This is a genomic window from Flavobacterium sp. 38 (genome assembly GCF_057799715.1).
On sequence record NZ_JBYNWZ010000007.1, the window covers coordinates 16,315 to 42,071 of the forward strand.

13 protein-coding genes are annotated in these 25,757 nt (G+C 36.4%); 4 read left to right on the forward strand and 9 right to left on the reverse strand.

Translation table 11 applies throughout. The annotated features are described in order from the left end of the window. Window positions 1-292 precede the first annotated feature (292 nt). From AC3E9W_RS16900 to AC3E9W_RS16935, 8 genes are all read right to left on the reverse strand, one after another. A complete protein-coding gene (locus tag AC3E9W_RS16900; RefSeq protein WP_488769251.1) occupies window positions 293-1,813 on the reverse strand; it encodes a RagB/SusD family nutrient uptake outer membrane protein in 1,521 nt (506 codons plus the stop codon). 16 nt (window positions 1,814-1,829) lie between these two features. Then, window positions 1,830-4,832: a SusC/RagA family TonB-linked outer membrane protein gene (locus AC3E9W_RS16905; protein WP_488769252.1), complete on the reverse strand. Its 3,003-nt coding sequence runs from the start codon at window positions 4,830-4,832 to the stop codon at window positions 1,830-1,832. Between the two features lie 215 nt (window positions 4,833-5,047). Beyond that, complete coding sequence (locus AC3E9W_RS16910) at window positions 5,048-9,139, reverse strand: two-component regulator propeller domain-containing protein (RefSeq protein ID WP_488769253.1); 4,092 nt, start codon at window positions 9,137-9,139, stop codon at window positions 5,048-5,050. 190 nt (window positions 9,140-9,329) lie between these two features. Next, window positions 9,330-10,958 carry a hypothetical protein gene (locus AC3E9W_RS16915; RefSeq protein ID WP_488769254.1) on the reverse strand — a complete coding sequence of 543 codons (1,629 nt, stop codon included), beginning with the start codon at window positions 10,956-10,958 and terminating at the stop codon, window positions 9,330-9,332. 394 nt (window positions 10,959-11,352) lie between these two features. After that, window positions 11,353-12,537, reverse strand: a complete 1,185-nt coding sequence (gene uxuA, locus AC3E9W_RS16920; RefSeq protein WP_456895196.1) for a mannonate dehydratase — start codon at window positions 12,535-12,537, stop codon at window positions 11,353-11,355. Window positions 12,538-12,877: 340 nt separating this feature from the next. Next, the gene (locus AC3E9W_RS16925) at window positions 12,878-13,690 is read right to left on the reverse strand and encodes an SDR family oxidoreductase (RefSeq protein WP_306160722.1); all 813 of its coding nucleotides are present in this window, start codon (window positions 13,688-13,690) and stop codon (window positions 12,878-12,880) included. Window positions 13,691-13,807: 117 nt separating this feature from the next. Then, entirely contained in the window at window positions 13,808-14,473 is a 666-nt protein-coding gene (locus AC3E9W_RS16930; protein WP_488769255.1) for a beta/alpha barrel domain-containing protein, read from the reverse strand. Between the two features lie 2 nt (window positions 14,474-14,475). Then, window positions 14,476-14,925: a NanQ anomerase/TabA/YiaL family protein gene (locus AC3E9W_RS16935; protein ID WP_306160726.1), complete on the reverse strand. Its 450-nt coding sequence runs from the start codon at window positions 14,923-14,925 to the stop codon at window positions 14,476-14,478. A gap of 269 nt (window positions 14,926-15,194) precedes the next feature. Between AC3E9W_RS16935 and AC3E9W_RS16940 the strand changes: the two genes are divergently transcribed. Next, window positions 15,195-16,202: a substrate-binding domain-containing protein gene (locus tag AC3E9W_RS16940; protein ID WP_488769377.1), complete on the forward strand. Its 1,008-nt coding sequence runs from the start codon at window positions 15,195-15,197 to the stop codon at window positions 16,200-16,202. A 581-nt stretch (window positions 16,203-16,783) separates the two neighbouring features. Here AC3E9W_RS16940 and AC3E9W_RS16945 read toward each other — a convergent pair. Then, entirely contained in the window at window positions 16,784-17,947 is a 1,164-nt protein-coding gene (locus AC3E9W_RS16945) for a BT3233 family polysaccharide utilization protein (RefSeq protein WP_488769256.1), read from the reverse strand. A gap of 179 nt (window positions 17,948-18,126) precedes the next feature. Here AC3E9W_RS16945 and AC3E9W_RS16950 point away from each other — a divergent pair, with 179 nt between their 5' ends. The 3 genes from AC3E9W_RS16950 to AC3E9W_RS16960 all read left to right on the forward strand — a co-directional run bounded on the left by AC3E9W_RS16950 (window position 18,127) and on the right by AC3E9W_RS16960 (window position 25,748). Beyond that, complete coding sequence (locus tag AC3E9W_RS16950) at window positions 18,127-18,765, forward strand: HAD family hydrolase (protein WP_488769257.1); 639 nt, start codon at window positions 18,127-18,129, stop codon at window positions 18,763-18,765. A gap of 446 nt (window positions 18,766-19,211) precedes the next feature. Next, entirely contained in the window at window positions 19,212-22,142 is a 2,931-nt protein-coding gene (locus AC3E9W_RS16955; RefSeq protein ID WP_488769258.1) for a triple tyrosine motif-containing protein, read from the forward strand. Between the two features lie 219 nt (window positions 22,143-22,361). Beyond that, window positions 22,362-25,748: a family 16 glycosylhydrolase gene (locus AC3E9W_RS16960; RefSeq protein WP_488769259.1), complete on the forward strand. Its 3,387-nt coding sequence runs from the start codon at window positions 22,362-22,364 to the stop codon at window positions 25,746-25,748. Window positions 25,749-25,757 lie beyond the last annotated feature (9 nt).

Sequence of the window (25,757 nt, forward strand, 5' to 3'; positions counted from 1 at the left end):
TTTTGTTTCACGCAGATTTTTGCTGATTGAAGCAGATTTAAAAAGATTTTTTAAATTTACTCTCGCAGATTTGGCAGATTGAGCGGATTTTTTTGTTTCACGTAGATTTTAAAGATTTTTTTGAAATAAATCTGCTCAATCTGCCCAATCTGCGGGAACTTTAATTCTGCGCTCTCTGCCAAAATCATTTTTAAATCTGCGTGAAACAATGACAACCAAAAAGAAAAAAATCCGTTAAAATCAGCGTCTTTGCGAAAGCGAATCTGTGTCATCCGCGTACCATAATCAACAATTAGTAACCGGGATTATTCGGTTGTAAATTCGGATTAATAGCCAATTCAGTTCCTGGCAATGGCCATAGGTAATCTCTGTTTGGATCGAAATTAGCATGCGGTTCTAAACCGTTTGGTCCAAAAACTTCTGGTCCGATTTTAAGCCTTTTGATATCGTACCATCTCACATATTCAAAAGCCAGTTCCAATCTTCTTTCGTCAATAACCATTTTTCTGAAATCGGTTTGAGAAAGTCCTGGAGTTACGTTTGCAGGAAAAGAAACCAGTTTTCCAGCTTTATTTCTTGCTCTTGCGCGAACACGGTTTACGTAACCATCAGCTTCTGTAGTTCCAGGATTGATTTCGTTTAAAGCTTCAGCAGCCGTTAGCAAAACTTCTGCAAAACGCATCGTAATGTAGTTGTGCTGTGAAGTTCTTCCGTTAGCTCCAGCTTTTCCCGGAAAACGGAAATATTTAGCAATATGCGGACGTGGCGCTTTTTCGTTATCGCTTGACGGATAAACCTGCAGCGATCCGCCTGGACCTGTTTTCTTTCTGATAATCGTATCAAAACTTACCGCTCTTCTGTAATCTCTTTGATCCCAAGTATTGAATACTTTTAAAGAAGGAACAGCAACCGAGAATCCTTGTCCGTAGCTGTAGCTATCGTCTTTTAAAGATCCAGTAAAAAATGCCGTATAATCCTGACCGTAATTTCCTGAAGTTAAGTTGTTAAAATCAATTGTAAAAAGAGGTTCTTTTAATGAAGCCGTTTTTGTAGCATTAAACAAATCCTGAAAATCTGCATCCAGACCCAAACCAAATTTAGCTTCGTTTGTAATTACAAATTTAGCTTCGTCATACGCTTTTTGAAAATTTCCTAAAGTCAAGTAAACAGAAGCCAAATAGCCCGCCGCAGTTCCTTTTCCAGGCACCGCTTTTACTTTTGGTTTGTCATCCAGCCATTGTTTCGCAAATTCTAAATCGGCAATGATTTTAGGATAAATTTCAGCCTCTTTTGTTTTACCGATTGAATTAACCTGATTCACATCATTCACAACAAAATCAACATACGGAATATCGCCAAAAAGACGCACTAAATGATAGTAGGCAAATGCTCTCGCAAAGTGTGCCTGAGCCACAATCGCGTTTACTTTTGCAGGATCTCCAGGGGTTTTTTTAGCACCTTCAATCGCTTGATTAGCAGCGGTAATGATAACATAAGACTGAGGCCAAAAGTTGGCCACAAGCGCATTGGTATCGTTCATGCTCATATCGTTTACATCAATACGCGCGGCTTGTGTGGTTCTATCGCCAATGTCAGACATATCGTCACGAAGCATTAAGGCAATTGTAAATTCTCTTCCCCAGTAATTGTTGTGGCCAATGTTGGCAAAAGCTCCGTTTACAGCAGCCTGTAAATCGTCGGTGTTGTTGAAGAAGTTGTCCGGACGAATAATTCCAACCGGTTTTTCTTCCAGATCAGAACAGCTGAAAAAAGCGAGTGTTCCGATACATAAAAAAGCTATATATTTTTTCATGATATTTTTTATTTGACTAGAATTTTAAATTAAATCCGAAAGTGAACGTTCTTACGTTTGGATATCCTCCGTAATCTAATCCAAGGTTGGTGTTACTTCTTGAATTGGTGTCGTTTAAGTAGTTGGTTTCTGGATCTGTTCCTGGATAATCTGTAATTGTCCAAAGGTTTTGTGCACTGATGTAAAAACGAACTTTGCTTAATCCGATTTTCGAAACTACTTTTTCGTCTAAACTGTAACCGATAGAAACGTTTTTCAAACGAATATAACTTCCGTCATAAACAAATCTTGAAGTGATTCTTTTGGTTCTAGCCGCATTTGCAGGAATGTTTGTATCTGTATTGGTCGGTGTCCAAGCATCTAAAACTTCTGTTGTCGCATTATTATTTCCAGAAGCCAATTCCATCAAAGTATAGTTTAAAATCTGACCTCCCTGCGAACCTTGGAAAAAGATATTCAAATCCAAATTTTTATAAGTGAAATCATTATTGAATCCGAAAATGAAATCTGGATTTGGATTACCAATAATGGTTTTATCCTGAGAATCTAGTTTTCCATCGCCATTATAATCTCTGAATTTTTCACCTCCAGGAGCAGTTTCAAAATTTCCAGGTAAAACTGTTTCACCTTGCTGAATTACACCATCATAAATAAATCCGAAGAAAGAACCAACAGGCTGTCCGACTCTTAAAATCTGAGATTCAGTTGCCAAGAAATGTCCTGGCGCAGAATTGATTAAAAGATCTTTATTATCGGCTAATTTTAATACTTTGTTTTTGTTCGAAGAAATGTTAAAGTTGGTTGACCAAGTAAAATCAGCACCAATAAAATTTCTAGTGTTAATTCCCAATTCCCATCCTTTATTTTCCAATTCTCCCACATTTTGAAGCTGAGAAGCAATTCCTGAGATTCCTGGAAGCGGACGGTTGAACAATAAATCTTTCGTAATGGTTTTGTAATAATCTGCCGTAATGCTGATTCGGTTATCAAACAAGCCTAAATCAATTCCGTAATCCTGCTGATACGAAGTTTCCCATTTCAAGTTCGGATTGTCTAATGAAGTCAACTGTACTGAATTGGTAATCACGTCACCGCTCACATAATAAATTTCAGAAAATCTAGAAAGAGTAGAGTAGGCACCAATTGAAGGGTTTCCTGTTGCTCCATAACTCGCTCTCAATTTTAAGTTAGAAACTGTTTTATTGTCTTTTAAGAAGTTTTCTTTGCTGATATTCCATCCAATTGCCCCAGAAGGGAAAGTTCCGTATTTATAATTTTTACTAAAGCTCGAAGAACCATCTCGTCTCGCTGTAAAGGTTAGCAAATATTTGTCAGCATAATCAAAGTTTAAACGTCCAAAAGCAGAAATCAACTCGGTTTCAGATAAACCAGAATCTGGTTTTAAGAAAACAGTTCCAGCGCCTAAATTTCTATAAGAATTTGTATTTGTTAAAAATCCTCTCGAACCAGCATACGAATTTTCGTTTTTGTTTTTCTGATACGAATAACCACCTAAAACTGTTAGCATACCTCTGTCGATAATTTCACGTTTGAAAGTCAAATAATTCTCTGTCAAGAAAGAAGAAAATCTAGTGTTGTTTACAGAAGCTTCTCCTTTGATATTTTTTCCTGCAATTAAAGTTGACGGAATAAATCTTCCTGTTTGCGAATTATTATCAGTTAAACCTAAAGTCGTTTTAAAATCAAGATCTTTTGTAATTTGATATTGTCCAAAGAAATTACTTCTGTTTACGATAGAAACCGTTTCCAGAATATTTTCCATTGCTGTCGCATACGGGTTGTCAATATCGTCTCCAATCGGCGCTGTAGTCGTATAAGATCCGTCGGCATTATAAATACCTTTATCTGGCATAAAACGGTAAGCAGAAGCAATTACACCCGCAGCACCCGTTCCTCCGGCGCCCGTCTGGCTCACAATTCCTTCTTTGTTTTGTTTGCTGGTAAAAGTGTTTAAACCCACTTTAAACTTTGGAGATAAATCAGCTTCCAAATTGCTTACAATTGTATATTTATCAATTCCAGAATTGATTACAACTCCATTTTGATTGAAATACGTTCCAGAAACATAATATCTTACGTTTTCAGATCCTCCAGAAAATGACAATTGTGTATTCGAAATCATTCCGTCACGATAAATAACATCTTGCCAATCTGTGTTTGCAGGACCTTGCGTATGTGTGGTGAAACTTTTTCTGTACGCCGCAAACTGATCAGCATTCAATAAATGCAATTTGTTATTTACCGATTGCACAGAAGTCGAATTGCTGAATTCAATTACTGGTTTTCCTGGTTTTCCTTTTTTCGTCGTAACCATGATAACCCCGTTAGATCCACGAGATCCGTAAATTGCTGTTGCCGAAGCATCTTTCAAAACCTCGATAGAAGCAATATCTTGTGGCGCTGGCATAGAAACACCTGCAAACCCGTCCACAACAATCAAAGCATCTCCACTCGCATTAATCGAAGTTCCTCCACGAACCCTGATTTTTACTGGCGCGCCTGGTTCGCCTCCGTTATTCGTCATAACAGAAACCCCCGCTGCACGTCCTTGCAAAGCCTGTTCTGCATTTAAAAGTGGAAAAGCCGTCAGTTCTTTTGCCGTAACTGAAGAAACAGATCCTGTAATATCGCTCTTTTTACGTGTTCCGTAACCTACTACCACAACCTCGTCTAGCGCTTTGGTATCTGGTTTTAAGCTTACGTTAATTACGCTTTTAGTGCCAACGGGAACTTCAACACTTTGAAATCCGACAAAATTGAAAACTAAAACAGCATTTTTTTCATTAACAATTACAGAGTAATTTCCGTCCATATCGGCAGAAGCGCCTACAGAGGAATTTTTAATATAAACATTGGCACCAGGAAGTCCGAGTTGATCCTCGCTGGAAGTAATTTTTCCGGTGACTTTTTTGTCCTGTGCATTCACAATGAAATTTACCAGTAAAAAAGACACCAGTAAACACCATTTAAACGGTTTGTTTTTGTGATTTGTAAACATTCATTTTTTGGTTTTAAGGTTAAAAGTTAGCTGTAGTAAAAAATCAGTAAGCTCATTCCGATGATGATTACGACAAATAAAATCTGTAGCAATGAGAAGTAGTTTTTCTTGATTTTCATATCGCAAATGTAGATGCCGAAAACGATATAGAAGTACAAAAAAGGGTATCTAAAAATACAGATACCCTTTTTTAAGTCCCTAAAACAGTAGGTTTGTTAAATTATAGCAGAAGATTTATAAAATTTGTCTGCATATTGCGACGGAGTTTCGCCATACTTTTTCTGAAAGCATTTGCTAAAGTATTTCGGATTGTTGAAGCCGACTTTATAGCTGACTTCTGAAACGGTTAATTTGTTTTGTTCTAATAATTGAGCCGCGCGTTTTAATCTTATTTCGTGAATAAATTCGTTTGGCGTGCAATTCGTCCAAGCTTTAATTTTTAGAAATAACATCGTTCGGCTGACACCCAATTCTGAACAGAAAAACGGAATATCAAATTGTTCGTTCGAAATATTTTCTTCTACAATTTTGAATGCTTTTTTTAATAATTCCTCGTCAAGCGAAGAAACCGTGATTTCTGACGGAATAAAACTGTCTTCGCTAGAAAACTTCATTTTTAAACGTTCTGTCATGCTCAGAAGGTTTTTTACACGAAGTCTGAATTCTATTAAATTGAATGGTTTGCTGATGTAATCGTCGGCACCACTTTCCAATCCTTCAAATTTGTATACTAATGAAGATCTGGAAGTCAGCAGAATAACCGGAATATGACTGGTTTTGATGTTTTCTTTTATTTTAGAACACAATTCCGTTCCCACCATTTCGGGCATAATTACGTCACTGATGATTAGGTTTGGAACAAATTTCAGCGCTTTTTCTAAAGCAATTTTTCCATTTTCGGCTTCAATAATATTATAATCTTTTTTGAGCAGGTTTTTCATGAACTTTCTCAAAACCTTATGATCTTCAACCAACAAAATGGTCTGTTTTTCTTCGTTTACAATTAAATCTTCCAGATCTTCATTTTCAATAACTTCCGAAGGTTCCAATTGTGCCTGATACTGTGCAATATCGTCGCTGATTTTAAAATCCGGAATAATTTCGCTGTCAAGCAGATGTTCGCGCCCAAGCGGTAAAGTCACTGTAAAAATAACGCCGCCAGAAGGTTTATTGGTAACATCGATTTTCCCTTTATGAAGTTCGACAATGTTTTTTACGATCGAAAGTCCGATTCCGGTTCCTTTGTTATAATTTTTCTGAACCTGATTGTGTGTCGGAACTTCAAAAAACAAATCGAAAATTTTGTCAATATGTTCTTCAGAAATGCCAACTCCCGAATCTTCAACCGCTATAAAAAGATTCTGCTGATCGTGATTGATTTTAATATTGATCGAACCGCCTTTTGGAGTATATCTGAAAGCATTCGAAATCAAATTATAGAAAACGCGTTCCAATTTGTATCGGTCAAAATACACCAGAATTTCTTCATTTTCAGTTTCAAATGTATAATCGTAACCGCCGTCTTTGGCATATTCAATAAACGATAAAAAGATTTCTTTGGTGAATTTGACGATATTTCCGTTTGCCGATTCCAGCGTAACCTGATGGTTTTCGAGTTTTCTAAAATCCATTAAACGGTTAATCAAACTTAACAGATGATTGGCGCTTCCTTCAATCACCAAAAGCTTTTTGTACATTTCGTTGGTTCCGTTATAATCAGCCAAAATCTGCTGTAACGGACCTAAAATCAAAGTCAAAGGCGTTCTGAATTCGTGCGAAATATTCGTAAAGAAATCCAGTTTCAATTTGTTGTTTTCTTCAATTCTTTGCGTTTCCAGATACTCCAGTTCCAGTTTTTGTTTCAATCTGGCTTTCGATTTCATAATCCAGATCAAACCGTAAAGTCCCAAACCAATGATAATTCCGTACAGTAAAAACGCCCAGATACTGCGCCACGGAGCCGGATTTACCACAACGTTCAAAGTAGTCGGAGTCTGATTCCAAACCCCATCGTTATTGGCACCGCGCACTTCAAACGTATACGTTCCCGGATTCTGAATCGCAAAATTAGCTTCGCTGTTTTTAGTTGTCGTCCAGTTATTTTCCAATCCAATTAAGCGATAGCTGTATTGATTGTTTTTTGATCGAATATAATTCGGAATCGCAAAACCAATCGAGAAATTTGCCTTATCATAATCCAAAATAATGGTTTTAGTAAAACCGATACTTCTTTCTAAAATACCGTCTTTATCATGCGCATTGACAGTTTCGTTTTTAATTTTCAAATCGGTAATTAAAACCTGCGGAGCATATTGGTTTAAGGAAATTTTACCCGCATCAAAATAAGTTGCTCCAGACGGACTTCCGAAATAAAACCGATTCGCGCCCACTTTTAAAGCCGAATTATCGTTGAATTCATTACTCGCCAAACCGTCTTTCTGATCATAAATCGCTATCGTTTTTTTAATCGTATTGTACTTGATAATTCCTTGATTGGTACTGATCCAAAGGTTTTTATTGTTATCTTCTAGAATCGAATGAATGGACGTAATAAATGTGTTTCCAATTTTTAAATTGATTCGGCTGAATTTTTTTCCATCAAAATAATGCAATCCTTTTGCTTTTGTGCCAATCCAGATTTTGTTTTGAGAATCTTCAAACAAAGTCAGAATATCATCGCCAGACAACGAAGAATGATCATAAAAGTAATGGTCTATTGTATATTTTTTCGGATTGAAATTTCGAAGCGAAATACGATTTAAACCATTTTGAGTGCCAAGCCAGATATAGTTCTGTTTGTCGATTAAAATGCTGCGAACCATGTTGTTGGTCAGAAAAACTGGTTTTGTATTATCATTGCCAATAATCTGAAAAGTTTTATCCAAAGTATCGTAACGAATCAAACCTTTACCAAAAGTTCCAATCCATAAAATTTTATTTTCCGCTTTAAGCGAATAAACACCGCTTTCTTTTAATAATTCAGCTAAATCAGAAGCGATTCTGTTATCTTCAATTCGTTTTGAAATTGTATTGTAAGCTGATAATCCCTTCGAAAAAGTTCCAATCCATAAAATATGATCGTCAGAAAGGCACATCGCTTTAATGTCGTTTTTATTCGATTGCCCCGTTTTGCTGTTGATGTAACTTACTGCTTCGGTAGTTGCATTGAAAATGGTAATTCCGCCGCCTTCAGTTCCAAAATAAATATTCTGATTTTTATCGGCAATAATAGAACTCACGACATCAAAACTCATCGGAATCTTTTTAGAATTCTGATTGTAATTCGAGAAATTGACATTCGAAATATCCCAAAGATTCACGCCTTTGTAATAACAGCCAATCCAAATGGAACCTTTTCGATCCATAAAAACCGATTTCACTTTGTCGATTCCGTTATTATTATTGCTGTTATTGATTTTCTGAAGACTTTTATCTTGTCCCAGAATATAAATTCCGTCATACGCACCAACCCACAAAGAACCTTGATTGTCGATTAGTAAAGAACGAATGTCAGTATTGATTTCACGATATTTTTCAGCTGAAAGAAAAGAAACAAAAGCCTTCGTTTTCAGATCAAATTTTAAAAGCCCTTTATTTTTTGTTCCGACCCATAAACTGCCATCTTTGTTTTCAATTACTGACTGAACATTTAATAAATCGGTTGTGTTTAACGGATAATTTTTAAAGCTGAATTTTCCATTTTGTCTATTAGTCAATTGGCATAAACCTTTTGTAGTTCCAATCCAGATTTCGCCTTTTTGGGTTTTTAAAATACTCAGAATATTATTGCTCGGAAGGGTAGAAGCATCGTCATCTGAATGAAAAACCGATGTAAAACGCTCTGTTTTTTTGTTGTAAATCGTTAATCCTTTTGAAGTTCCAAACCACATTTCGCCGCCAATTTCACGAATGCTCCAAACCGCATTATTGCTAATGGTATGATTGGCTTTGGTATGCAAATATCTCGTAAAACGATTGGAAACAGGATCGTAACAGTTTAAACCATTATAAGTTCCCACCCAGATTTTTCCTGAAGTATCTTCGTCAATTGCCAAAATATCATTGTTGCTGATCGAATATTTATCAGCAGCATCGTTTCTGAAAATGGTAAATCGGCTTCCATCATATTTATTCAATCCATCGCGGGTTCCGAACCACATTTGCCCAAATTTATCCTGATGAATAGCAATGACAGAACTCTGCGAAAGCCCGTCGGTTGTGGAGATATTTTTAAGGCGGTATTTATTTTGGGAAAATAGATTTCCGAAAATAAATAGAATTGCGAGAAAAGCTATTTTGTATTTCATAGCGGGTTATTTTTTTTAGCCGCAAAGGCGCTAAGACACTAAGATTTTTGTCTCACGCAGATTCGGCAGATTGTAGCAGATTAATTAAGATTTTTAAATAAATCTGTAAAATCTGATTGAATCATTTTAAATCTGCGTGAAACAAAAATGAGGAACTTTGTGACTTCGTGCCTTTGTGGCAATTTTAAACTTACCTTAATCGTCTTTGCAACTGATAATCATACAACGAAGGCACTTTATCAATCGCCTGATTCAAAAACTCAATATAAGGGTCAACATCATATTTGATTTTAAATTTCGTATTTCCGTGAACGCCAATGATTCTGGCTAAAGCGCCGTCTTTCATTCCGTACAATAAAACCGGTTTTGATGCATCTGGATTTTCGACCTGAACATTCAGATTCCAAAACGTACTGAAAGGACCGTGAGAAGGCTTCCAATAGTCAGCGCCGCCACCGCCAAATAAAGCGTAACTATTGTTTTTGTCGGCTTTAAAATGAACCGTTATATTATCAAACAAATTTTGATGATTGGCACCCGAGTGTTGATCTAAAACAGGATCGGTAAATATTTCGCAGTTTTGATACACGTTTTTAGTAGCAAAAGTGTTGAAACTTAACGGATGAACAGCAGAATTATAAATTTTCAGATTCTTGACCAAAATATTATGCACGCCGCCTAAAGTTACGGTATAATGTGCTAGATGTGGGCCGTCGGTTATAATATCTTGAATGGTAGTATTGGCCACTTCTTCGGCTAAAATACCACTGTCGGCATTAGTTATTTTGACGTCTTTTACCCATGAATTAAATAAACGGGTTAAGAAAATGCCATTATTTCCAGGTTCTACATGATGCGCGACTCTCGGAATATCTGGAAAAGTAAAACGAAGATGTTCAATTCCGACTTCATTTAAATGTTTCCATTCCACTAATTGTGCCTGATAACTTGGTTTTATCGAAATGGTTAAAGGTGTTTTTAAAGTAATTTTGGAGCCTGAAATTTTAGTGATTTCAACCTGTTGTCTCACAATTGGAAGTTTTGGAAACTTCCAGTGATGCGATCCCGGTTTTACTTTTGCGCCTTGATATAAATCATTGATGATTTCGCCGTTTTCGCCGTCTTTATTAAATAATTGCAATTCAACAACGTCACCAACTTTCAGATTTTTAATTTCAGAAACTGTAATAACATGCTCGCCCATTTTTCCTGAACTTACTTTCGCCAGTGGGTTCGATTCGGGTTCGTATTTATCCAAATAAGATTTTACGCGCTCCCCCGGAACCTGCGTCCAGATAAAACCGCCCGACCACGCATATTGTGAAAAAGGAAGATCGATGTTATTTTCGGGTTCACGCTGACGTTTGTCGAAAGTGGTTAAATACTCGCGGAGTTCAGCCAAAACCTCAGAATCTTTAAGATACATCATCGGTCTTGGGCAATAGATTTCGGTTCCGTTTTCAGCAGAACCCGCACCGCGAAGCACGAAATTGCTTCTTTCGATGTAGAGAATTTCGCTCAGAATAATTCGTCCCGCAGGCAATTTCAGGATTACATTTCCATCGACTGCATTTGCTGCTTTAAAAGCTTTTAAAAGTGCTTTAGAATCGTCTAATTGATCATTGGATTTTACGCCAAAATCGGTTGCATTAATAATTTTTCCGTTAGATTCAGGAAGCGGTTTTTCGCCAAAATGGTAACCCGCATAACTGAAATCGGGTAAATAGTTTGTTTTTTGAGATAGGATTTTAGGTAATTCCTGCGCCAATATCACATTCGCAAATAAAGAGCAGGAGATAAGAATGGTTTGGCGAATCATGGTTTGTGGTTTTTGTGGCTAGTTAGTTTTTTTGTTTTTTGCCACTAAGACGCTAAGGCTCTAAGATTTTTCTGGTTCTCGCAATGCCGATAGCTATCGGGAGCGGAGGCGCAAAGATTTTTAAGTCTAGTTTGTCATCCTGAGCGAAGTCGAAGGAGGCGTAAGTAACTCCGCAAACAAAATCGACAATCTTTGTCGAGCTTCTAGCGTGTCCTTCGACTTCGCTCAGGAAGACAAAAATGAGAATAAAAAATCTCCTTAATCTGCCAAATCTGCGAAAAAAAATCCTTTAAATCACTTTAATCAGTGGCAAAAAAAACTTTGCGTCTCTGCGACTTTGCGAGATTAAAAAAAAATATAAACTTAGAGCCTTAGCACCTTAGTGGCAAAACCCTTATAAAGATCGCTTGATTCCCAGTTCCAATCCACGCAGTTCTGCAAGACCTCTTAAACGCCCAATTGCAGAATAACCCGGATTGGTCTTTTTCTTCAAATCATCCAGCATTTGGTGTCCGTGATCGGGACGCATTGGCAATTGGCTGTTGTTTCTTTTTTCTACTTCTAGAATTGCTTTCACCACTTCATACATGTCAACATCGCCTTCAAGGTGATTCGCTTCGTAAAAACTGCCTTCTTCGTCGCGTTGCGTGCTTCTTAAGTGAATAAAATTCATTTTATCGCCATGACGTCTTACAATTCCTGGCAAATCATTGTCGGCACGAACACCATATGAGCCTGTACACATCGTAAATCCGTTTGATGGAGAAGGAGCAGCGTTCATTAATTCAATCAAATCTTCTTCCGTACTTACCACTCTTGGCAAACCTAAAATCGGGTATGGCGGATCGTCTGGATGAATCGCCATCAAAACGCCTTTACTCTCAGCAACCGGAATAATTTCTTTTAGAAAATGAAATAAATTATTCTTTAAAGCTTGTCTGTCAATATGATTGTAAGCGCTTAATGTCACCAAGAAATCCTCAACCGTATACGCTTCTTCTGCACCCGGAAGTCCAGCTAAAATATTGCGTTGCAGTTTGATTTTATCCTCCTCATTCATCGCATCAAAATAATCTCTTGCTTTCTGAATTTGTTCCAGCGAGTATTCTTTTTGCGCGTCAGGTCTTTTCAAAATAAACAATTCAAAAGCAGCAAAAGCATTAATATCAAAACGTAAAGCTTTCGAACCGTCTTCAACCGTATACGATAAATCCGTTCTTGACCAGTCTAAAACCGGCATAAAGTTGTAGCAAACACATTTAATACCGCACAAAGCCAAATTGCGAATGCTTTCTTTGTAATTTTCAATGTATTCCAGATAATTTCCAGTCTGTTTTTTAATATCCTCGTGAACCGGAATACTTTCAACAACCGACCAAATCAACCCAGAAGCACCTTTTTTCGGATCGCCGTCTTCATGTTCGATTTCAACTTTTCGTTTAATGATTTCTTCAATTGTCCAAACCTGCCCGTTCGGAATATGGTGTAAAGCCGTTACAATTCCCGTTGCGCCGGTTTGTTTGATATCTTGTAAAGAAACAGGATCATTTGGTCCGAACCATCTTAGTGTTTGTTCCATTTTAGTTTTATTGGTTTAGTTTCCTGCAAGGTTTACGAAACCTTGTAGGTTTAATTATTTATAAAGTTTTTTGAGGAGCTATTTCCCGCTATCCGTTTCAATCTTTTGTGTCTCGTTAAAGAAACGAGACACAAAAGGATTTCCACTTCTATCGGGGCTAGGGCACTCGTTTTCATAAGAATCATTTATTATTTTCGGAATCTTAGAACGATATTATTTTATATCTAAAAGGCTTCCAAAATCTCGCAATATTGCAAATGATAATTAGTGGTAATTAGTGAAATTCGTGTTCAAATTTATACCTACAAGGTTTCGAAAACCTTGCAGGAGAGCACGCTAATTAAATACTAGTTGCTGCAAATCCGCCGTCTACTTTTAGGATTGTTCCCGTTACAAATTTTGACATGTCGCTGCATAAAAATAAAAGCGCACCGTCAATGTCTTCTGGAGTTCCGAATCTTCCCATTGGCGTGTGATCAATGATTTTTTCTCCTCTTGGCGTTAATTTTCCTTCTGGAGTCAATAACAAAGCACGGTTTTGTTCGCCAATGAAAAAACCTGGAGAAATAGCGTTTACACGAATTCCTTCGCCGTATTTCTGAGCCAGTTCCACCGCCATCCATTGTGTGAAATTATCAATAGCCGCCTTTGAAGCCGAATAACCCACCACTCTCGTTAATGGTCTTTGTGCAGACGCCGACGAAATGTTGATGATATTTCCTGATTTTTGTTTCGCAAAAAGCTCCGCAAAAACTTGAGTTGGAAGCATCGTTCCAATAATATTCAAATCGATTACTTTTTGCAAATCATCACTTTTCATATCGTAAACCGCCTGATCAGGCTGAATCGTTGCGCCTGGCATATTTCCTCCAGCAGCATTAATCAAGATGTCAAGACGCCCGTATTTTTCAACGATAAAATCTCTCGCTTTTTCTACTTCTTCTTTGTTTAAAACATTCGCTTGAACAGCAAAACCTTTTCCGCCATTTGCTTCAATGTCTTTTACAGTGTTCTCCGCTTTTTCAAGTGACTGCGAAACGATTCCGACAATAACGCCCTGTTGCGCCAAAACATTAGCGAAACGACTTCCTAAAACTCCAGCGCCACCTGTTATTAGAGCTATTTTTCCTTTTAAATTAAATATTGAATCCATTAAATTTTTAAAATTTCAAATACTTTAAAATTCCAAATTCCAATCTGGAAAATAAAGTATGTTTATATTAATTTTTTTGTTTCGTTTTATTGGAATTTGGAATTTAAAATTTGGAATTTATCCCTTTCTCAGGTTTTCAATAATTTCCAAAACATTTCTAGTTTCCTTTTCGATAGTATCGTATTCTTCGTATTCCATCACTTTTTTGCTGATGAGTTTGCTGCCCATTCCAACTGCTGAAACTCCAGCATTGAACCAGCTTTGAATACTCGTTTTAGTTGTATCGACTCCACCAGTTGGCATAAAAGTTAGATTTGGAAAAACATCTTTAATACCGCTCATAAAATCTGGACCTAGAATATTTCCTGGGAAAAGTTTAATGAATTGTACGCCTGCATTTTCTGCCGCAATAATTTCTGTCGGTGTCATGCATCCTGGCGCATACAATACTCCTTTAGAATTTAAAAACGAAGCTATTTCAGGAACAAATCCCGGACTGATAAAAAAGTCGGCTCCAGTTAAAAAATACGTTTCTGCCTGCGCTAAATTTTTGATAGTTCCAATGCCTAAAAGCATTCCAGGCATTTCGGCATTTCGAACTTCAATCATTTTTTTGAAGTTTGAAAGTGCTTCTGGACCACGGCTCGTATATTCAACCGCTCTAATTCCGACATTGTATAATGTTTTTAAAACAGCAATACTTTTACTTTCGTCAGCATTGAAATACAAAGGAAGCATGCCCTGATTTACGATTACTTCAATCGAGTTTTGAATTGTACTCATAATTATATTTTTACTTTAATAACCACTTTTCGCAGTAAACCTTCGCCAATCATTGCTGTATGTACATCTTCTGGAAATAAGATCGCAAATTGGTTTTCTTGAAGTTCGAAGAAAGTATCTGGAGCGTCGTGAAAGAATCTAACATCTCTTTCGTCACTATATTCTCCATTTGGATTTACACATTTTTCTCTAGGTTTCCATGCAAAAGTCTCAGGACCTTTTAATGAAATCTGAATGTCAATGTTTTGGTCATGGCATTCAAAACCTTTTACAGCTTCTTCGCGTGTATTTCCTTGACCAGAAATGGCGATTAATTTCAAGCCTTCACCAATTTCTATTGCACCGTCTGGCAAGTTGCTAATGTCGTTTTGATTTACATAATCGAATGCCTTTTTAAAATTGGGATGAAGCCCAAAGTATTTGGAAGCATTTTGCAGTGAGTCAATAATCATTTTTAGTTGTATTTAGTTAGTTTTTAACCGATTCAGATTCTTTTTTTAGAAAGCGAATTGCTCTGAAAATCATTTAGTTTAATAAAATTTTTACCAAAAGTTATGATTTTTTAGAAACATATGTGTATGTTTGCGTGTACGCACACGGTCTGTTTACAAATGTAGAGAAAAAGTTAACTAAAACAACTTTTCTAAATAAAAAAACGAATAAAGTGTATGTTTAGTAAGAATTTAACTTAAAACGAATTAGTATCATAACAATTAAGAAAATAGCCGAACTCGCCAATACTTCTCCTGGAACGGTAGATAGAATTTTGCATAACCGCGGACAAGTGGCACAGGAAACTGTCGATAAAGTCAATGCAATAATTGAACAGTTTGGTTATAAACGGAATATTCTGGCGAGTAATTTGGCTTTAAACAAAAAATTTCGTTTTGCTGTTTTTCTTCCAAAATCTGAAAAGTTGGAATATTGGAAAAGTCAGGTCGATGGAATAGAAAAAGCGGCTCAAGAGTTTAGCAAATTCGGAATTGTTTTGGACTATTTTTTCTACGATTATAATCTGGCCTCTTTTAAAGAAACCGTTAAAAAAGTAATGCAGTTCACTTGTGACGGTTTGCTTTTTGCTCCTATTTTTTATGAAGATTCTGTTTTGTTTTTAAAGGAATACCAGCAAAAAAGAATTCCCGTTGTCATGATCGATTCGAATATTTCCGAAGAAAACGAACATGCTTATGTGGGGCAGGATGCTTTTCAAAGTGGTTATTTGGCTGGAAGGTTAATCAGTTTTGCGGTTAAAAATGAAAGGCACGTTTTGATTTTTAAAATTGCAAGAGAAATCGAAAGCACCTCGGTTTACTTACAACGGATCAACGGATTTTATTCTTATTTTAAAGATCATGATGAATTGACCAATTTTAAGTTTTCTGAAGTCACAATTAAGGATTCTGGAATTGATCAATTGAATTTGGAAATGTTTTCGGGTGTAAATAGTGTTTTTGTACCCAATTCCAGAGCGTACATTGTAGCCCGATTTTTAGATGAAAATAATATAAAAGGTGTGCGAATTATCGGTTACGATTTATTGAATGAAAATATTGAATATCTCAACAAAGGCGTAATTGATTTCCTGATCAATCAAAGACCGGAACAGCAAGGTTATATGGGAATTAATTATTTGTATAAAAAATTGGTTCTTCAGGAATCGGTGGAGAAAACGCAATATATTCCGCTGGAGATTATTTTAAAGGAGAATTATTTTCCTGGTAAGCGATAGGTTTTTTTGCCACGAAGACGCTAAGGCACGAAGTTTTATTTTTAATCGCGTAATCCCGATAGTTATCGGTAGTAGAGGCGCGAAGGTTTATTTTTAAGTTTAGTTTGTCATCCTGACGAAGGAAGGATCACACTAGAAATTCCTCAAACAAAATCACCAATCTTGGTAGAGTTTATCATTGAGATTCCTCGTTCCTAAAATGACAAAAAACTGTTGCTTTTTTATTGCATATAGTTTATAAATATAGCCCACGGTTTCAACCGTGGGTACACTAGGGATATCCGTAATCGTTGATTATTAATAGCTGCTGTAATTACAAAACGTTTCCCACGGTTGAAACCGTGGGCTATGTTTGAAATTACTAATTTTTTATTTTTTCGACGACACCTGACAGGTTTTTAAAACCTGTCAGGTGTAAATGTGTACAGTTCTTTGTAGAGTTACTTGCGTGTCCTTCGACTCCGCTCAGGATGACAAACTAAACTTAAAAAATAGAAACTTTACGCCTCCGCTCCCGATAGCTATCGGGATTGCGCGAAATAAAAAAACTTAGTGCCTTAGCGCCTTAGTGGCCAAAAAAATCACTTCTTAACCTTCACAACCAAAGGATTATTAATCTTCTCAGCAAAAGAACTTAAATATTTTTCCCATTCCTGTTTAGTCTGAAACGGACTTCCTTTTTTCCATCCAAAACCGACATAATAAATAGCTTTGTTATTTTTAACCGAGATATTTCCGTAAAGATTGCTTAAATCCTTTTCGTCAGTTACATGATCGTCAAAACTAAGTAACGTACCTTTTGGAGCAACCAGTCCAGTTCCGATTTCCGAATCATCGATAGGTTCCCAATAGCTTAACCAGCCTTCTTTTAAATTGGTGCCAATAGTTCCTTTTTTCTCATGAAGCGTTAATCCCGCAGCGATTTCTTTTGTTCCAGTGATATTAATTTCAAAACGGGAAAGTTGGCTTCCATAATCCAAACTAATCAATTTCGATTCAGTTATTTTGTTTCCTTTGGCATCCCAATCGGCATACGTTAAAATAAAACTTGTTCTGATTGGTCCGGTTGTAATGGTTTTCCAGCTGATGAAATTTTTAGAAAAATAGTATTTTCCATCCACTTTTACTGCAATTCCGCCCACGCCACGACTATCACCAACGTGAAAATTATCCAAACCTTCTCCAGTATCTTTATGATAGGTTCCCGTTCCGTTTGTGGCTTTTTCGTACCATTTATTAATGATTGGGTAATCGACTCTTTTCAGCCAAGCATCAATTCCGCTTGTTAAAGTACCGCCTGGAATTTTGTCCTCAACCATTTTTTGTGCCACAGGACCGTAAGTTCTAAAAGCAACTTTATTATTTTCCCATGCATAATCGTCTGTTCGTTCCGGAACGAAACGAGAATAACAGCTAATTAATTTTGATGCAGAAGGATTTGTCCCAACAAAAACTTCAAAATCCTGTTTTGAGGAAGCTTTTATTTTAGGCTGAAAAAGAAGTACATCGGCAATTCCGTCGCCGTCATTATCTACTGTTTGAGTTTCCAAAAATGTATTATTTTCTTTAATCGCATAATCTTCAAGTTTCACTGAAACTGGTAAACCTAATATTTTTTTGTTCAATTCAACAGTTTCAAATTCTCTATCGACATTTAAATTATTAGAAATAGTAATAGTTTTATTCTGAGAAAAAGCAGTAAAATGAACTGCCAGAATGGTTATGATAAAAAGATGTTTTTTCAAAATTTGTAGGTTTAATAGTTTTCATAAAAGTACAAATCAAATAAGAAATTAAAATACAGATTTGGAGTGATTTTGTACAAGACTCTTTTAATTAGATAATTAAACATTATCTAATTATCTCAATTGCCCCATTATCTCATTTGCTTTTTGTAAATTGAGATTTATTAAAATCAACAAAAATGGTTAAATGTATAATTTTCGATTGTGACGGAGTTTTGGTCGATACAGAAAAAATAGGAAATGGAATATTGCTTGAAATGGCACAGCAGCACGGATTTGAAATGGAATTGGAAGATGCTTACCGCTATTTTAATGGCAGAAGTTTAAAAGATTGTTTTTGCCACATTGAAGAAGCCATTGGACAAAATCTCCCAGAAACATTTGAAAATGAATATCGTGAGAAAAGTTTTGAAGCCTTTAGAACCCAAGTCAAACCAATGGAAGGTGTTGAAGATTTTATCAATAACCTAAAAATTCCTTATTGTGTAGCTTCGAGCGGACCCGTAGAAAAGATTCGTTTAAATCTTGAAGTGGCGGGATTGCTAGATAAATTCGAAAATAAAATATATAGCTCGTACCAAATAGGCAGTTGGAAACCAGAGCCAGGCATATTTCTGCATGCTGCAAAAGAAATGGGATTTGAGGTAAAAGATTGCATTGTGGTCGAAGATAGTAAATCTGGTGTAAAAGCAGGAATTAGCGGCGGATTTAAAGTGTACGGTTTAGTAAACGGTTTCAATAATGAAGATTTGGAAGAAGAAGGAGCAGAGCTTTTTTCTTCTTATGAAGAATTGGGCAGATTGCTGAAAATATTTTGAACCATATAAGTGATATAAGTTTATTTAAAGAAAGGGTTGGTTTTTAGTAATGGAATTTGGAATGGGCTTCGACTCCGCTCAGCCTGACAGCTCGATAAGCTTTTAAAGAACTTCTAAAATACGACAGCTTTGTCAAAGTTTAAAACTTTGACAAAGCTTCACGACATTAAAAAATTATCTCATTTTCACATTACCTAATTGACAAATTATCAAATTCAAATAGTCAAATTGACCAATTCTTAATTTAAAATGTAATTTGTTGCATTAAAATTAAATTTTATATATTTGAGTTTGTACATTCTTTTTTTTAGTGCACTTTTCATGTTGAATTTGTAATACTGTACTAAAGAAATAATACGATTTCCTAGGAAATATCTTTTCCCAAAGAGCTATTTTCAGGTTGTGATTTCCCAAAATCACAAAACTAACCTACAGACACAAACAGAATGATGAAATTTAAAATTAGAATTTTACTTCTATCGCTTTTATTTATTTCCCTAAAAATCAATTCCCAAATCAAAAAGATTGGGGTTCCTTTTATAGCCAATTACAATCCGAAAGTTTATAAAGCTGCGTCTGAAAATTGGGATGTTCTGCAAGATTCTAAAGGCATGATGTTTTTTGCGAATCATTTTGGAATTATGCAGTTTGACGGGGTTCGTTGGGCAATTGTGACGCAACCAGAAAATCGAAGCATGGTGCGCTCGATGGCTATTGATAAAAAGGATAAAATATATGTTGGCGCTCAAGGCGATTTCGGATTTGTGATTCAGCTTCCGAATGGACAATATCAATATACTTCTTTGGTTAAACTGCTTCCAAAATCGGTTCGAAATTTTGGTGATGTGTTGCATACCGTTATCCGAAATAATGAAGTTATCTTTTTTTCTTACGAAGGCATATTTATTTATAAAAACAATACAATCAAAGTAGTAGAGCCTCAAACAACCTTTGATGATTTCTTCGAAGTGGGAAAAGAAATTTATGTTTCGGATAGCGAGAATGGATTATTAAAACTAAAAGATAACGTGTTAATTCCAATGGAAAGCGTTCAGAAGTTTGCTGGAATGCAGGTAAGAAAGATTTTTAGAACTAAAAACGGCCTTTTATTATTCACTCAAAAAAACGGTCTTTTTATCTTCAGCGAAAATCAAATCAAGCCTTTTGTGACAGAAGCAGATCATTTGCTGAAGCAAAATCAGATTTCGGCTGGAATTGAACTTTCTGATGGATATTTCGGAATCGGAACGCGTCAATCTGGGTTGATAGTTATAGATGGTGAAGGACATTTGATTCAGCATATCGACAAACAAATGGGGCTTCAGAATGAATATGTGACTAATTTTAAGGTAGATAAAGAAGGAAATTTGTGGGTAACGCTAAAAGGCGGAATTTCTCTGATTCAGATTTCATCGCCTTTGTCCAAAATTATAGACAGTTCCAATTCTGAAACCAAAATTTATTGCAGTCAGATTTATGAGAATAAATTGTATATCGGCACCGATAATGGGGTGTTTGGGCTGGATTGGGGAGCTTATAAAAGCGGAAAAAGAGAAAACATAACTTTTCAGCATATTTCTGGAATGTCTGAAAATGTCTGGAATGTTGGTGTTTTCGGTAATTCGTTACTGGCTTTTGAAAAAAACGGAATTTTCGAAATCAATGGAAATTCCGCGAAAGCGTTGGCCAAAATAGACGGTGCTTGGCAGGGAATTTTAATTCCGAATCATCCAGATTTATTGCTTGTTGGCGGTTATACCGGACTGTATTTGCTCAAAAAAATAAACGGTTCTTGGGTTTTTCAGCGTCGAATAAAAGGCTTTGAAGAAAGCAGCAGAATTATGGAAACCGATAAACAGGGAAACATTTGGATCGCGCACGGATACAAAGGAATTTACAAACTTAAATTTAATGCAGCATTTGATACGGTTGCTGATATTCAGTTTTATAATGATAAAAATGGTTTTCCGTCGAGTCTGTTTCTGAATACTTTTAAAGTCGATAATCAGATTTTGTTCGGAACCACAAAAGGGGTTTACAGACAGGATTTATCTTCAAAAAAAATGATTCCAGATCCGCTTTTCAAGAAATACCTCGGATTAGAAAATCATATTCGCTTACTAAAACCAGATCAGCAAGATAATATTTGGTACGTTTCTGGCGAAAATACAGGAAAAATGAGCAAGCAGAAAAATGGAAGTTTTAAGATTGAAGAACTTCCTTTTCGAAAGCTTCGCTATATATATGTTCCGGGTTTCGAAAACATTCAGACCACAAAAAGCGGTGATGTTTTTTTCGGTACGCAAGAAGGTTTGATTCATTACAGTGCCATTAAAAATAAAAAATATCAAACCAAATATAAAACGGTCATTTCTGAAGTTAAATGCATTTTTCCGAAAGATAGTTTGCTGTATTCCAGCCGATATGATGTGCTTCCGAACAAAAAAGGATCTGAAAACGATAAATTCTCGACAGTTTTACCGCATACTAATAACGCACTTCATTTTTCTTTTGCTTCGCTTTGTTTTGATGACGCCCATGCCACGAAATACGAATACTGGCTAGAAGGTTTTGAGCCTGGCTGGTCCGATTATAGTTTGCAGACGGAGAAAGAATATACCAACTTGCCAGAAAACGAATATGTTTTTCATGTACGAGCAAAAAATATGTATGATGTAGTGAGCGAAGAAGCTGTTTTTCGCTTTGAAGTTTTGCCGCCTTGGTACAGAACAATATGGGCGTATCTATTGTATTTTGCGCTTTACAGTGTGGTTATTTATTTGATTGTCAGATATCAGAAATTGGTTGCTGGGCGTCAGCGTGAACAATTGATAGAAAATCAGGAGAAGGAATTGCTTCGCAGCCGTGCAGAGCTTAATGAACAGAAACTGACTTTGGAACAGGAAAATATGAACATTATGCGCGAAAATCTCGAAGCAACCATAAACCTGAAAAATGCCAAAGTAGCTTCAAATACGGTCAATTTGATTCATTTAAATGAAATTTTGCTTTCGATAAAAGAACTCATCGCACAGATTGATAAAAAGAATGATCCAAATGTAATTTTTAGTCTTCTCTCTAAAATAAATAAATTAATTGACCACGAATTGCAGGGAGACAAGCATTGGAACGAATTTGAAGAAATTTTCAATCAGTTGCATGATAATTTTATGCAAAGGCTAAAAGCAAGCTATCCTGAACTTACCCCTCGCGATATGCGTTTGTGCGCTTATCTGCGAATGAACTTTAATACAAAAGAAATTGCACCGCTTTTAGGGATTTCTGTTCGAGGTGTTGAAGATACCCGTTACCGTATTCGCAAAAAATTACAGCTTCCTTCTGATACTAACATAACAGAATTCATTCTTAATTTTTAAATTTTTATTAAGAAGTAAAATCCTAAGTACTTGTACGTGTTTTTAGAGTTGATTTTTAGATGTTTTTTTCGAGTACCGTAGTCAAACCGTACTCCAAAATGTAAGTCTAGCCTGATTTTTTAGTTAATATTGCGCTGTTATTGTCGGAAAATACAAACTGTTTTGTAAAGCAGTCTGCATTCAAGAAATAACATTTACTAACTAAAAACCTATTTAAAAATGAATCAAAATGACTCTTTTTTCGGCCGACCACCGAAAAGCAATTCTTATTTTTTTAAACAATTTTGTGTTGCAGTTTTCATCTTACTGTTGCCATTTTTTAAAACTCATGCCCAATGCAATACGCTGGTTTGGTCTGATGAGTTTAACGGCACAGCAGTAGATTTAACCAAATGGCAGAGCATATCAGGAAACGGCTGTCCGTCGCTCTGCGGATTCGGAAATGCTGAGGCACAGCGTTACGATCCCAATCAGGCAACAATTGTTAAAGAAGGATCAAACAGTTACTTAAATATTGAGGCAAAATATCAGCCCAATTCACAGTTTCCAGATCAGCCGTATGCTTCTTCAAAATTGACTACAGAAGGAAAATATGCTTTAAAATACGGAAGAGTTGAAGCCCGTATGAAACTTTCTAACGGACAGGGCGCTTGGCCTGCTTTCTGGATGCTTCCAGTAAACGGAAATTGGCCATTTACGGGAGAAATTGATATTATGGAAGCCAAACACAGAAACCCGAAATCGGTAGATGGAACCATTCATTATGATGGCGGAGGCTATCAGTTTACGGGTAGAAGTTATAGTTCGCCAATTGATTTATCAGCAGATTTTCATGTGTATGCTGTAGAATGGGGACCAAATATCATTAAATGGTTTGTAGATGATGTGCTGTTTCATACGGCAACGCCAAATACAACTGTAAATAGCGGATGGCCTTTTAATGACAGCAATTTTTATATTATTCTGAATCTCGCAGTTGGAAGCTACGGAACGCCTTACACGAGAGTTAACGGTATGGGAGTAGAGCCAATTCCTGCCGATTTCCCAGCAAAATTACAAGTCGATTATGTTCGTGTTTACGATGGGAGTTTTAAATATGCGGTAACAGGCGATAACAAAGTATACCAAAATGAAACTAGTAAAACCTATTCTGTAAATGCAATTGCGGGGGCGACCTACAACTGGACAGTTCCAGCGGGAGCAACAATTGCATCAGGGCAGGGAACAAATTCGATTACTGTAAATTGGGGAACTTCTGGAGGAGATGTTTCTGTGGTTGCAACAGTTTCTGGCTGTAATGTCAACAACTACAAACTGGCGGTTACAACCGAACCAGCTTTGCCAGTTGAAAAAATACATGAAGATTTTCAAAGTAATCGAAATGTATTGTATCCGGTAAAAACAGGAGTTTTGACAGAAGCTGTTGCGAATCCTTCTGCAACTGGAATAAACACTTCTGCTTTAGTTGGAAGATATGTTCGAAATTCAAGCGAATTGTATGATGTTTTGAATATCAGAAATGTAACCATCACAAATGCGAATGATTATGTTTACGGAAGAAAAAGACTTTCTTTTGATATTTATACTTCGGCGCCAGTTGGAACCAAAATTTCGATGCAGTTAGAAAACAGCAATGTAACAACGGCAACCAATTATCCGTTAGGAAGACATAGCGGTTTTAAAGCAACGACTACGGTTCAGAACAAATGGGAAACGATTGAATTTGAGTTCGAAAAAGTAATCGATCCTAATACGAGCGCTTTAACCATCAATAATGTGGTAATTCTTTTTGAATCGAATTCGAATTCGGGAGCGACTTATTATTTTGATAATCTGCTGACAAAAGCGGCGCCAGAAAAACCAATTATTGCTACTGACATTCTACAAAACTACGATGGAATCAATAAAATTATTAAAGGAACAACAACGGGAACGTATTCTGTTGTGGCAAATCCTGGAAGTAATTCGGTTAACGCTTCCGCAAATGTGGCAAGGTACGTTAGAAATGTTACAGAGCAATATGACGTTTTGTTTTTCAATACGCAAAGCACGATCGAAGATGCTGGTTTATTAAAAAATCAGACCAATAAAATTATGATCGATGTCTATACTTCGGCACCGATTGGAACAGTGGTAAGTTTGAATTTAGAAAATAGTGCAACATCGCTTCCAGCCAATTATCCGACAGGGAGAAATAGTAATTATGTCGCGATTACAACCAAACAAAATCAATGGGAAACGCTGACTTTCTATTACAATTCGAGTCCAGATGCGGGAACTTCCAACTTAGCTGTAAACCAAATGGTTTTATTGTTTAACTCAGGTTCTTATACCAACGATACGTATTATTTTGATAACATTAGAATTGGCTCTACCAAACTGCCAGATACTTTTACGCCTGGCGTAGTGTACGAAGATTATCAGACTATTCACAATATCACATTTAGAGACGCTATCGGAACGTATACGCCAAACACGGCAAACCCAAATGCAAGCGGAATCAATACATCTTCAAATGTTGGAAAATATGTTCGTAAATCGACTGAATTATACGATAACTTCTCTTTCAATACGACTTTAACCAATATTGGAGATTTCAAAGGCGGCGTTAAAAAATTCGCTATGGACGTTTACACTTCTGCACCAGTTGGATCGGTTATTTCTTGGCAGGCAGAGAGCAGTGCTTCGATTCCGTCCAATTATCCTGTCGGAAGACATAGTATTTATCAGGGGGTTGTAAAACAAAGTAATGCTTGGCATACGGTAACTTTTACGTACGCTAGTTCGCCAGACGCTTCAACAACAGACAGCGAAGTAAATCGTTTTGTTTTCTTATTTGAACCGGGAACCAATTCTGGAAACACCTATTATTTTGATAATTTAAGAGCTTTAAATTTAGTATCGACAGAAAATCCGAATCCGACTGTGAATTTAGCTTTAAATAAAACAGCGACAGCTTCGACATTAGAAAATGCAACGTTTACTGCAAACCAAGCAACAGACGGAAATGCTGGTACAAGATGGGCGAGTTCTTTTGCCAACGCAACCGAATGGATCTATGTGGATTTAGGAGCCAATTACAATCTGAACAGAGTTGTTTTAAAATGGGAAGCAGCTTACGCGACACAATATAAAATTCAGCTTTCTGCAGATAATGTTTTCACCGAAAGTGAAACGATCAATACGCAAACGGCTTCTGACGGAGGGACAGACGATTTAGCGGTAAGCGGATCAGGAAGATATTTAAGAATTTTGTGTAATGCAAAAGCTTTGGCTCCTTACGGATATTCGTTATACGAAATTGAAGCTTACGGCTCATCTTCAACAGCTAGAATGGCTTTGAATGTTTCGGAAGAACCTCAGGCAGAAGAAGTTGTTTTTGCAATCTATCCAAATCCGACGAATAATTATGTTCAAGTTTCATCTCCTGAAAACTTAGACAATAAAGTCATAACGATTTATGACAACACTGGAAATTTAATTTTACAAAACAAACCTCAAGGAAACGAAAGCGTAATTGACGTAAGTAAACTTCGCAGAGGAATCTATATTCTAAATTTCAAATCAGACCAGAAAAGCTGGACAAAAAAGCTGATTAAGAAATAATTTTTAAAT